General features: G+C 40.2%; 8 protein-coding genes. 5 read left to right on the top strand and 3 right to left on the bottom strand.

Going from position 1 to position 11,551, the window contains the following annotated elements; translation table 11 throughout:
* The first annotated feature begins 1 nt into the window (after position 1).
* Genes kdpB through F606_RS0105615 form a run of 4 tightly spaced genes read left to right on the top strand, consistent with a single transcriptional unit; the run spans position 2 to position 6,100 of the window.
* Positions 2-2,035 (top strand): potassium-transporting ATPase subunit KdpB, encoded by a 2,034-nt coding sequence (gene kdpB / locus F606_RS0105630; protein ID WP_019552903.1) that lies wholly within the window; start codon positions 2-4, stop codon positions 2,033-2,035.
* A gap of 21 nt (positions 2,036-2,056) precedes the next feature.
* Positions 2,057-2,635 carry a potassium-transporting ATPase subunit KdpC gene (gene kdpC, locus F606_RS0105625; protein ID WP_019552902.1) on the top strand — a complete coding sequence of 193 codons (579 nt, stop codon included), beginning with the start codon at positions 2,057-2,059 and terminating at the stop codon, positions 2,633-2,635.
* A gap of 31 nt (positions 2,636-2,666) precedes the next feature.
* Entirely contained in the window at positions 2,667-5,366 is a 2,700-nt protein-coding gene (locus F606_RS0105620; protein ID WP_019552901.1) for an ATP-binding protein, read from the top strand.
* 41 nt (positions 5,367-5,407) lie between these two features.
* Positions 5,408-6,100, top strand: coding sequence for a response regulator (locus F606_RS0105615; RefSeq protein WP_019552900.1), 693 nt, complete (start codon positions 5,408-5,410; stop codon positions 6,098-6,100).
* A gap of 43 nt (positions 6,101-6,143) precedes the next feature.
* Here F606_RS0105615 and F606_RS0105610 read toward each other — a convergent pair whose 3' ends face one another.
* The 3 genes from F606_RS0105610 to F606_RS0105600 all read right to left on the bottom strand — a co-directional run bounded on the left by F606_RS0105610 (position 6,144) and on the right by F606_RS0105600 (position 8,047).
* Positions 6,144-6,557 (bottom strand): hypothetical protein, encoded by a 414-nt coding sequence (locus F606_RS0105610; protein WP_019552899.1) that lies wholly within the window; start codon positions 6,555-6,557, stop codon positions 6,144-6,146.
* A gap of 6 nt (positions 6,558-6,563) precedes the next feature.
* Positions 6,564-6,938, bottom strand: coding sequence for a hypothetical protein (locus tag F606_RS0105605; RefSeq protein WP_019552898.1), 375 nt, complete (start codon positions 6,936-6,938; stop codon positions 6,564-6,566).
* A 62-nt stretch (positions 6,939-7,000) separates the two neighbouring features.
* Positions 7,001-8,047 (bottom strand): glycosyltransferase family 9 protein, encoded by a 1,047-nt coding sequence (locus tag F606_RS0105600; RefSeq protein WP_019552897.1) that lies wholly within the window; start codon positions 8,045-8,047, stop codon positions 7,001-7,003.
* A gap of 194 nt (positions 8,048-8,241) precedes the next feature.
* Here F606_RS0105600 and F606_RS0105595 point away from each other — a divergent pair, with 194 nt between their 5' ends.
* Positions 8,242-11,487 (top strand): DEAD/DEAH box helicase, encoded by a 3,246-nt coding sequence (locus F606_RS0105595; RefSeq protein ID WP_019552896.1) that lies wholly within the window; start codon positions 8,242-8,244, stop codon positions 11,485-11,487.
* Positions 11,488-11,551 lie beyond the last annotated feature (64 nt).

Here is an 11,551-nt window from a genome sequence, read left to right as displayed (position 1 = left end):
TATGAATGCGCAAAAAAACAACTTGAATTCAACAATTATTATAGAAGCAGTTCGTGATTCTTTTCGGAAACTGCATCCAGCTATACAAATAAAAAGCCCGGTCATGTTTATTGTGTATCTTGGGGCAATATTTACAAGCTATGTGGCTTTGCGTGATGCTGTCACTAGCTCAAATTCTATTTTTCTTGTAACTCAAATCAGCGTATGGTTATGGTTTACAGTGTTATTTGCCAATTTTGCTGAAGCTGTCGCTGAAGGTCGCGGCAAAGCGCAGGCACAATCGCTTCGCAGTACGCGAAGCCATGTGCAGGCAAAAAAATTGGCGGGGCAGGATTGGCTTATGGTTAATGCCGATACCTTACGTAAAGGTGATATATTATTAGTAGAAGCAGGAAATTTTATTCCCAGCGATGGTGAAATCATCGAAGGGATGGCAACGGTAGATGAAAGTGCGGTTACGGGTGAATCTGCACCGGTCATTCGTGAATCCGGTGGTGATAAATCATCGGTAACTGGCGGTACAAAAGTTTTATCAGATTGGATCAAAATCAAAGTTACGGCAAATCCGGGCGAAACATTTTTAGATCGGATGATTAGTTTGGTCGAAGGAGCACAACGTCAAAAAACACCAAATGAAATTGCCTTGACTATTTTATTGGTAAGTCTATCTCTTATCTTTTTAGTTGCCGTAGCCACCATTGAACCATTTGCCATTTATTCAGGAGCCGTCGTTTCGACGACCACCTTAATGGCACTACTGGTTTGTTTGATTCCGACAACGATTGGTGGACTCCTCAGTTCCATCGGAATTGCCGGGATGGATCGCCTGTTAAAGCACAATGTCTTGGCGATGTCTGGTCGTGCTGTCGAAGCTGCTGGTGATGTCAATGTATTATTATTGGATAAAACAGGTACGATCACATTAGGAAATCGTATGGCAACGGAATTTATTCCATCTGAGGGAGTCAGCGCTGCAGAAATGGCAGATGTTGCACAATTGTCATCTTTGGCTGATGAAACGCCAGAAGGACGCAGCATTGTCGTTTTAGCAAAAGAACAATATGGCTTACGAGAACGAGATCTCAATGCTTTGCAGGCTGAATTTGTTCCATTTACAGCCCAAACACGCATGAGTGGTGTCAATATTCAAAAATTAGAAATCCGTAAGGGTTCGGTTGATGCAATTGAAAGATATGTGAAAGAGCGGGGCGGGATTTTGCCGGATGATGTGAGACACGCGAGTGAACGTATCGCAAAAAGTGGAGGCACACCTCTCGTTGTAACACAAGATATAAAAATTATGGGTACAATTCATTTGAAAGATATTGTAAAAGGTGGTATTAAAGAACGTTTCCGTGAACTTCGGCAGATGGGAATCAAGACGGTTATGATAACCGGAGATAATCCGCTTACGGCAGCGGCAATTGCAGCAGAAGCAGGCGTTGATGACTTTTTGGCTGAAGCAACTCCAGAAGCAAAATTACAAATGATCCGTGACTATCAAGAGGGCGGTATGCTGGTAGCGATGACGGGCGATGGTACCAATGATGCCCCGGCACTAGCACAGGCTGATGTGGGTGTGGCGATGAATAGTGGTACCCAGGCAGCAAAAGAAGCCGGCAATATGGTAGATCTCGATTCGAATCCAACCAAATTGATTGAAATTGTTGAAATTGGCAAACAGCTTTTGATGACTCGCGGTTCTTTGACAACCTTTAGTATTGCCAATGATATTGCAAAATATTTTGCGATCATACCAGCAATGTTTGTTGGAACATATCCAGCACTGGGTGTATTTAATATCATGCAGTTAGCTACACCAGATAGTGCGATTTTAAGTGCAGTCATCTTTAATGCTTTAATTATTATCGGCTTAATTCCACTCGCGTTGAAAGGTGTGAAATACAAACCGATTGGAGCAGCCATGATTTTAAGACAAAATGTATTTATTTACGGTTTGGGCGGCTTAATTGCTCCCTTTATTGGCATTAAAATCATCGATATGATTTTAGTGGCACTCAATATTGCTGGTTGATAAAAAGGAGTTGGAAGATAAATGTTGAAAGAAATTAGTACTGCAATTCGAATGCTTTTGGTTTTAACCTTAGTCTTAGGCGTTCTTTATCCTTTAAGTATGACGGGGTTTGCACAACTGCTTTTCTCGTCACAGGCCAATGGCTCGCTAATAACGAAAGATGGGCAGGTAGTTGGTTCAGAGCTGATTGGACAGACATTTGCAAGCGATGCATATTTTAATGGGCGTCCATCGGCTGCTGGTGATGATGGGTATGATGCGGCCAGTTCTGCTGGTTCAAATTTAGGCCCAACGAGTGAAAAATTGATGAAAAGTGTTGCCGAAAGGGCTGATCAGGTACGCCAGGATAATGATTTATCACAAACGGCGATGGTTCCAAGTGATTTGGTTATGGCATCCGGCAGTGGACTTGATCCGCATATTTCACCGGCGGCCGCTAAACTGCAAATTACACGCATAGCGAAAGCCAGAGGTTTGGCTGAAAATCAGGTGTCTGCTCTGGTCGAAAAAAATATCGAAAATCCGCAGTTAGGATTTTTAGGAGATAAGAGAGTGAATGTATTGCAGCTTAATTTAGCGCTGGATGCAATGCCTTTGTGAAATACGCGTTATAAAACAGGGAGGAAAGAAAATGGACAACCGCCCGAATCCTGAAGTGTTATTAAAAAAACTGCATAAAGAGACACGGGGAAAATTGACGGTGTTTTTAGGTTCCATGGCTGGGGTTGGCAAAACTTTCACCATGCTAAAGTCGGCTCATGATCAACAACGTGAAGGAAAAAATATTGTGATTGGCTGGATTGAAACACATGGTCGAGCTGAAACTGAAAAACTGGTAACGGGGCTTTTTAAAGTAGCCCCGTTATCCGTTCGTTATCATGAAAATGATCTTTTTGAAATGGATATAGATGCAATTTTAACATTGAAACCGGAAATTGTTTTGGTCGATGAACTGGCACATACGAATGTTTTTGGCTCAAGACATGTAAGACGATATCAGGATGTGGAAGAATTATTAGAGGCCGGTATCAATGTTTATACGACTGTTAATATCCAGCATATAGAAAGTCTCAATGATGTTGTAGCACAAATTACGGGTATTATTGTGAAAGAGACTGTGCCAGACTATGTTCTGGAAGAAGCAGATACGGTTCAATTAATTGATATTGCACCAGAAAACTTGATGCAGCGGCTGCGCGACGGAAAAATTTATATACCGGAACAAGCCAAACAGGCTTTGAAGAATTTTTTTCGCCAAGGTAATATCAGTGCGCTGCGTGAGCTGGCGCTTAGATTTACCGCTCAGCGGGTTGATAAAGATTTAGCAGAATATATGCAGGATCACCATATTGAAGGACCGTGGCCGGCTGCTGGAAGAGTTATGGTCTGCATTAGCGGCAGTCCTTTTTCGGCGCAGCTGATTCGCGCGGCGAACCGTCTGGCAACCGGCCTGCGTTCCGAACTTTTGGCTGTACATATTGAAGCCGAAAAAATGGATTTTCCCATTGGCGATAAGGAACGAGATCGTATTGCCAAAAATATGCGGCTGGCTGAAGATTTGGGGGCTAAAACTTTAACGGTAGTAGGGCAAAACCTAGTCGATGAAATGCTGCTGATTGCTCGTAAACAAAATGTTACGGCGATTGTTGTTGGCAAGCCAAATCATAGTAAACTTCTGGAACTGTTTCGCGGCTCTATTGTAGACAATATTATTCGGCGCAGCGGGGATATCAATGTGTATGTCATTCCCGGAACGAAGGATACAAAAAATGTCAGAGTTACCGATTTCACCCCGAACTCGGTGGCACTTAGTTACCGTCAGGTATGCTTGAGCCTTAGCATGGTTGTTTTTATTACCGCATTTGGTTGGTGGCTTAAAGAGCAGCTCGAAATTTTAAATATTGCGTTTTTATATATTCTGCCTGTTTTATTTAGTGCTTTGTGGTGGGGGAAATGGGCATCGTATTTGAGTGCAATTGTTGGAATTTTGGCTTTGGATTTTTATTTTATCGAACCGATTATGACTTTTTCAGTGGGAGATGTACGTTATATATGGAGTTTTGTGATCTTTTTGCTGTTATCGGCTTTGATCGGTGGCAGAACAGATGAATTGCGCAAAGAAAGTAAACAGGCCCGGCAGCAAGAAAAAAGTACACGGGCCGTTTATGAATTTAGTCGTGATATTGTGGCAGTCGTCAATCTGGAAGCGATTGCAAAAAGTTTGGTCAGACAAGCGGGGGAAACGATTGAACGAAAAATCTTGCTTTTGCTGCCAGACGATAAAGGAAATATCAGTAGGCAAATGCAGTATGATCCGCAAACGGGGACTGTTAATGAAACGCTTCGCCAGATAACCCTGCATGAGTCCGAGTCAGCTGTTGCCGCCTGGGTGTATAAAAATAAACAAGCTGCTGGCTGCAGTACGGATACTCTGCCCGGCGGGAAATATATGTATGTGCCTATTTATAGTCAGGAAACAGTATTTGGTGTACTTGGTATAGATTTGGCACAGCAAAAATTGATACCAAGTGAACGGCGACTGATTGATGCCTGGGTGAGGCTGGCGGCTGTTGCGATGGAACGGGTGGATTTGGCTGAAAAAGCTCGTCGAACGGATTTGCTTCTGGAAGCTGATAAATTGCGTACGGCTTTATTTAATTCTATTTCACATGAATTAAAAACCCCGCTATCGGCTATTTTGGGCTGTGTGACAACACTGCTGGAAGCGGATTCCGTTTATAATCAACAAGATAGAATTGAATTATTGTCCAACATAAAAGACAGCTCGTTTCGTATGGAACGCCTGATTGGCAATTTATTGGATACCGCACGTATGGAAAGCGGGATGATGAAGCTAAAATCGGATTGGTGTGATATGGAAGATATCATTGGCACAACTTTACGGCGGCTGGGAGATCTCTTGAAAAATCATAAGGTGACGGTTGATGTTGAACCAAATTTGCCTTTTGTGCAAGGAGATTGTGTTTTAATTGAACAGGTTTTAGTGAATTTGCTTGATAATGCAATTAAATATTCTCAGAAACAGACTGAAATTGTCATTCGGGTAAAAAAAATACAAGGAGCAATTGAAATCGCCATAATGGATCAGGGGGTTGGGATTCCCATAGAAGATTTGGAGAATGTTTTTCATAAGTTTTATAGGGTCAAACAACCTAAAAAAGTCACGGGGACGGGACTTGGACTGTCTATTTGTAAGGGTATCATTGAAGCACATAAAGGGAAAATAACAGCAGTAAATCGCAGCTTGGGCGGGGCGATGATCGTATTTACACTTCCTCTGCCAGATAAAAACAAAAAAAGCAGCGATTAATTTGCTATAATTAGGTTAAAAACAGGCAGCAGGTGATCAATGTGACAACCGCGGGAACACGAATTCTGGTTATTGATGATGAGGCACAGATTCGAAAATTATTGCGTGTCGTATTAAGTGCGCATGGCTATGAAGTAGAGGAAGAAAAAAATGGTCGAGATGGTATTGTCAGAGCTACCATGTTTAAACCAGATCTATTGATTGTTGACTTGGGTCTGCCGGATATAGACGGTAAAGTTGTTGTCAAAGAAATTCGCGAATGGTCAAAAGTGCCAATTATTGTATTGACGGCTCGTGACGAAGAACAAGAGAAAATTGAAGCACTGGATTTAGGTGCTGATGATTATGTAACCAAGCCATTTAGTACAGGTGAACTATTAGCCAGACTGCGTGTCTGCTTGCGGCGAAGCATCACCGATGCCGATGCAGAGGAATCGGTCATCCAATGTGGTGACTTAAAGATTGACTTTGCCAAACGGAAAGTAACCATCCTTGATCGTGAGATCAAATTGACACCCACAGAATATGATATTGTAAAAATCATGGCCCAAAATGCAGGCCGTGTATTAACCCATAAGCAATTGTTAAAAGCAGTCTGGGGCAGCGAATACAATGAAGACACGCATTATATTCGTGTTTATATAGGTCAAATCAGGCGCAAAATAGAATCAAATCCTACACAGCCGCATTATATTCTTACGGAAACCGGAGTCGGATATCGTTTTATGGGCTAAAAAACACCCCTGTCACGCTCAAGCGTCTCAGGGGTGTTTTTGGTTAAAAACTTTTTTTTTCTTCTTCGATTCGATCTGCTTTTTCGGAGCGGATCATCAGCTGTAATTGCTCGGCCCGTTTGCGGTGCGCAATGATGGCAAATTCGATACGTTTTTTTACTTCTTCTGATTCAATGTCACTTTCATATGCTTGTTTTAGTTTTTTCCCACGCTCAATAATATCATGGAGTTCGTTTTCTAAAAGTTTTGGTTCGCCCAGACCAATGCCATAAATTGAGCGAATATTATCTTTGACGATTTGGGCATAACCGCCCTCAGCTGAAGTTCTTTCTAAGTATTTGGCAACATGGATAATGATTTGAAAGGGATCTTCACAATTATGAATCATATCCATTAGTTCTATTTTTATATCTTGCTGTATACCGTGGGGAATACTGACATCAATATTTTCGCTCATGTTTAATTACTCCTTTTTATAATGTATGATTTTTGTTTTAATGGCCTGTTGTAAAGAATCGAGTGTATAAGGGTAAAGCAGCTGACTTGATAAGCTCTGCAAGCCTTCGGGCGGAGGACCAGAAGGTGTAATTAGTAAAAAGGGAATATTCTTAATGAGCGGATGGCTGCGAAATTGAGCGAAAGAAAAATTTTCAGAATAAATGAGATCCGTATTTAAGATAATTAAATCTGGTAAAAATACTTCTAGATATGCCGTCGAGGTAAAATCATCCGAAATAGGGTATAAGTCATAAACATCAAATAAAGCGCAGCAAACCATATCAAGATTATCAAAATTATTATCAATAATTACTATTTTGTCTCTTGTTTGTTCTGGCATAGATGAAACCTGCCTTTCCATTACACAACTATCATTATATAATAGAATATCGATGAAAAACGTCATAAAGTTAAGAGGTCATGAATTTTTTTTGCTACAGATGCTGGTTCAATTTGGTTCATGCAGGCATTGGTTTTATAACGACACTTTGTTTTGTTACAATTTCGACATTCATTGTCGCTGCAAATGAATGTATGTCCTTTGACCAATGGGCCATATTGTTCAGGTCGTGTCGGTCCCCAGAGACTGATCGTGGGTGTCATGACCGCGGTGGCTATATGCAGCGCTCCGGTATCACCGGTTAATAGAAGATCTATATGTTTCAAAAGTGCGGCCATTTCCATGAGTGACGTTTTTCCGGCAATATTTATAACCTGCTTGTTCGTTAAGGTCATGATTTCAGCTGCATCCTTTTTATCTGAGGGACCGCCGGAGATAAGCAGTTGAATTTCAGGATCAAGCAAATCAATGCAGCTCGCAAAATGCTGGTTACCCCAATTTTTATTGGGCCAGCTTGTACGTGGATTTATCATGAGTATTTTTTTCAGAGGATTTATTTTATATCTAGTAAAAAAATCTTTTACGAAAGTATCAAACTGATTTGGCAGGGGTAATGTTAGGTGATAATCGGTGGTTTCAATGCCAAGCTGCTGCAGTACGGAAAGATAGCGTTTGATCATATGAGGACTGTCAATGGCAGGTGCCAATTCGGTCATAAAAAAACGGTTGAGTTCACGTGTTCCCGCCATGCCGATACGTCGTTTTGATTGGCTTAACCTGGTTATAATACCCGACATAAAGAGTCCGTGGATATCAAGAACGATATCAAAATGATGTTGCTTAAAAAAAATTTTTAGTGCTTGCCATGACTGAATGACTTTGCTGATATTAAGATGAATGGCAGCTTTTTCAAACTCTTCTCTAGACCAGATGAAGAGTTCATCAATATCGGGATTGTGTTTTAATAATTCAGCAGCTGTTTGGCTTACAATCCATGTTATATGACAGTTTGGATAGTTTTCTTTCAGTGTACGGGCAACTGGTGTTGCATGCAGAACATCTCCAATGGAACTTAAACGTACAATTAAGAATTTTGTGTTATTAAACATAATAAACCATGCTTTCTTATTATTTTGTTCCGTCACAGTAAAAATATAATTGTTATTGTAGCATGAGATGCTTAAAATCGCAAAAAAACATCATAAAAATATTGGCTTTGTGTTAAAATATGAATTTTGAGAAATACAAATTTCTCAAGCAATGATATGATATAGGGAAGACTTATTTTTTTGCTGGAACATAAATGCAGAAAATCGAAAGGATTTTTAAAGGTATGATCAAAGATAGTGAAATCCAAAAAAGAGCAACGGAAGCAGTTTATCAGCGTGGCTGCCGATATTTTAAGAATAAAGCAGTAAAAAAAATGAAACTTCACAAGGATGGGCATTATACGGCCGAAGTTTGGGGAAATTCTATTTATTCAATAGCGGTTCATTTAACGGATCAAGATACGGTACATTCCTGCTCTTGCAGCTGTCCGGCATATGATTTATATGATGGTATTTGCAAACATATTGTAGCGGTCCTCAAAGAAATGCAGAAACTCCAATTTATGGATCAACTTCAAAATATGGGAATGCATCAGGAGTCGAAAGGCAAACTGTTTTCTCTATTTGCAGAGGCAGTTCAGTCGAATGAAGTGGTTGATATGGAACCACTTCATTTAATCCCTGAATGCCGTTGCACGCAGCAATATAATGAAATGACCGTGTGGCTGGAGTTTAAAATTGGTCGGACTCGCCAATATGTGATGCGCAATGTAGCGGATTTTGTTAAATCCATGTTATATGAAGAAGAAATTGTCTTCGGCAAAGAATTGACACTGCGGCCGCATCGCATTAAATTTGATGCACTATCGCAAGAGCTATGGGATCTGCTGCGCATGGCTTATGAAGATGAAAAAAGCCTCTCACCATATAGTGCTGCTTCAGGGATTAGCAAAACATTTGATCAAAAACGGTTTAAATTGTCACCAAGCAACTTGGTGAAATTTTTCACCATTATGGAAGAGCATGCTTTTTCGTTTGGGCTCAATGAATTTGCGCCAACTCGAATTAAAATTGAAGAGTCAAGACCGCAGATTCGTCTGATGGTAAACGATTTGGCGGCAGGCGGGCAGCTATCGATGGGGCAGGATGAACTTGTCAATTTAGATAAAAATTTTCGCTATCTGTTATATAATCATACCGTTATCCATAAGGTGGATGAAGAATTTTCTCGTTATATAAAACCACTCATTCAATGTTTTAAAGAGGACAAACATATAAAAATAGATAAAAAATATATGCCGGATTTTTTTAGTAATGTCATGCCGGAAATTGAAAAAATTGTAAATGTGAAGGTTGCGCCGTCCTTCTTGAATCGTTTTGAAATTCTGCCACTCAGTGCGGATATCTATCTCGATTATGCAGGTGCTGGCATCGGTGCAAAAATTCTGTTTAGTTATGGTGATGTGACATTTAATCCAGCCATTGGTTCACAGGAGATTTCAACGATGAATCGTAAGATTTTGATTCGTGATCAGTTAGTAGAAGGGCAGATTTTACGTTTTTTTGAACAGTTTGAGTTTCGAGCTGAACAAGAATTATATGTACAAAAAGAAGAAGAACAATGTTATAACTTTTTGACGCAGGCTTTGCCCGAACTTACTGAATTAGCCGATATTTATTATTCGGAGTCACTTAAGAAAAAACCGATTCAGCGTCTCGAAAAAGTGACAGCAGGGGTAAGTGTCAATCAGGATAATCTACTGGAAGTATCACTCAATCATGAAGGCTTTAATTTAAATGAACTTCTCGATATTATTTCATCTTATCGGTTAAAAAAACGTTATCATCGGTTAAAAGATGGTACATTTATTCCTTTGGAAGATGATGCTTTGGCTGGTGTAGCGGATTTTGTTGAAAATACAGGGCTTCAGGCAGGCAAAGCAGAGTTTATTCGGATGCCGCTGGCCAAAGCAGCCTATATAGATAGTTTGGCTAAAGAGGAACATGGTTTTCGCTTAGAGCGCAATCAGGCCTTCAAAAAATTAGTAACCGATCTTAAAGATCCCATGGATGCTGATGTTGAAGTTCCAGAATCACTGAAAAAAATATTGCGTGACTATCAAAAAGTTGGTTTCCGCTGGCTGGCAACACTAGCTAAATATGGACTAGGCGGCATTTTAGCGGATGACATGGGGCTGGGCAAGACACTACAAGTCATTGCTTTTTTATTATCGCAGCGTGATGATGCTAAAAGTCCATCACTGGTTGTGGCGCCGACATCACTCATGTACAACTGGCTGGATGAAATCGAACACTTTGCCCCAGAATTAAAAGCCATTGTATTGGCGGGAAGCAAAAGTGAACGTCGGGAAAAATTAGCGACAATTCAAGGTGCGGATCTCGTAATTACGACTTATAATATGTTAAAAAAAGATATTGAAGAATATGAGAAATTAGATTTTTGTTATTGTTTCCTTGATGAAGCGCAGCATATCAAAAATCCTGGTACGCAAAATGCAAAAGCAGTCAAACGGCTTAAAACACATGGATATTTTGCGCTTACAGGTACTCCAATTGAGAACACTTTGACGGAATTGTGGTCTATTTTTGATTTTTTAATGCCAGGGTACTTGTTATCACATAAAGAATTTAAAAATCGATTTGAAATACCGATAATCCGTGATCAGGACAAACATGCTCTCCGGGATCTCAATCGACATATTACACCGTTTATTTTGCGGCGTATGAAAAAAGATGTTTTAAAAGAACTGCCGGATAAAGTAGAAGGTAAGATGATCAATGAAATGACTACCCAGCAGGCCAAGGTCTATTTAGGTTATTTTATGCAGGCCAAACAGGAACTTGAAACTGGGCTGGCACAGTCGGGTTTTAATAACAATCGCATGAAGATTTTGGCACTTTTGACAAGGCTGCGACAGATATGCTGCCATCCTTCGTTGTTTTTAGAAGATTATAAAGGCGGCAGCGGTAAACTGGAGATGTTGGAAGAAGTCGTGCATGATGCAGTCGACGGGGGGCACCGTTTACTTATTTTTTCTCAGTTTACGAGTATGCTGGCGATGATTGGTGCTAAATTAAAAAAAGCGGGTATCGTTTATGAATATCTTGATGGGCATACACCAGCGCTTGAACGAATTGAACGAGTTAAGGCTTTTAATAGTGGTACCCAGCCGGTGTTTCTGATTTCGCTAAAAGCTGGAGGGACGGGACTCAATTTAACTGGTGCGGATATGGTTATTCATTATGATCCATGGTGGAACCCGGCCGTTGAAGATCAGGCAACAGATCGCGCGTATCGTCTGGGACAGAAAAAAAATGTGCAGGTCTTTAAATTTATAACAAAAGACACAATCGAAGAAAAGATTTTTGCTTTGCAGCAAAAGAAAAAAGCACTTATTGACCAAATGATTCAACCAGGTGACAATTTCCTTTCAAAACTTACTGAAACTGAAATTCGCGAGTTATTTAATACGAAATAGAAAAATGTCTTTTCCCGTCGGAAAAGACATTTTTTTATTATATAAGTTGCATTAAATATTTTAT

It is taken from the genome of Propionispira raffinosivorans DSM 20765, from assembly GCF_000381065.1.
Lineage (GTDB): Bacteria > Bacillota > Negativicutes > Selenomonadales > Selenomonadaceae > Propionispira > Propionispira raffinosivorans.
This window is presented reverse-complemented; position numbering and strand designations above follow the sequence as displayed.

What these genes read in the sequence shown, in the direction of transcription:
- kdpB (WP_019552903.1), top strand. Translation starts at nt 2, where the DNA reads ATGAATGCGCAAAAAAACAACTTGAATTCAACAATTATTATAGAAGCA.
- kdpC (WP_019552902.1), top strand. Translation starts at nt 2,057, where the DNA reads ATGTTGAAAGAAATTAGTACTGCAATTCGAATGCTTTTGGTTTTAACC.
- F606_RS0105620 (WP_019552901.1), top strand. Translation starts at nt 2,667, where the DNA reads ATGGACAACCGCCCGAATCCTGAAGTGTTATTAAAAAAACTGCATAAA.
- F606_RS0105610 (WP_019552899.1), bottom strand. Translation starts at nt 6,557, where the DNA reads ATGAGCGAAAATATTGATGTCAGTATTCCCCACGGTATACAGCAAGAT.
- F606_RS0105605 (WP_019552898.1), bottom strand. Translation starts at nt 6,938, where the DNA reads ATGCCAGAACAAACAAGAGACAAAATAGTAATTATTGATAATAATTTT.
- F606_RS0105600 (WP_019552897.1), bottom strand. Translation starts at nt 8,047, where the DNA reads ATGTTTAATAACACAAAATTCTTAATTGTACGTTTAAGTTCCATTGGA.
- F606_RS0105595 (WP_019552896.1), top strand. Translation starts at nt 8,242, where the DNA reads ATGCAGAAAATCGAAAGGATTTTTAAAGGTATGATCAAAGATAGTGAA.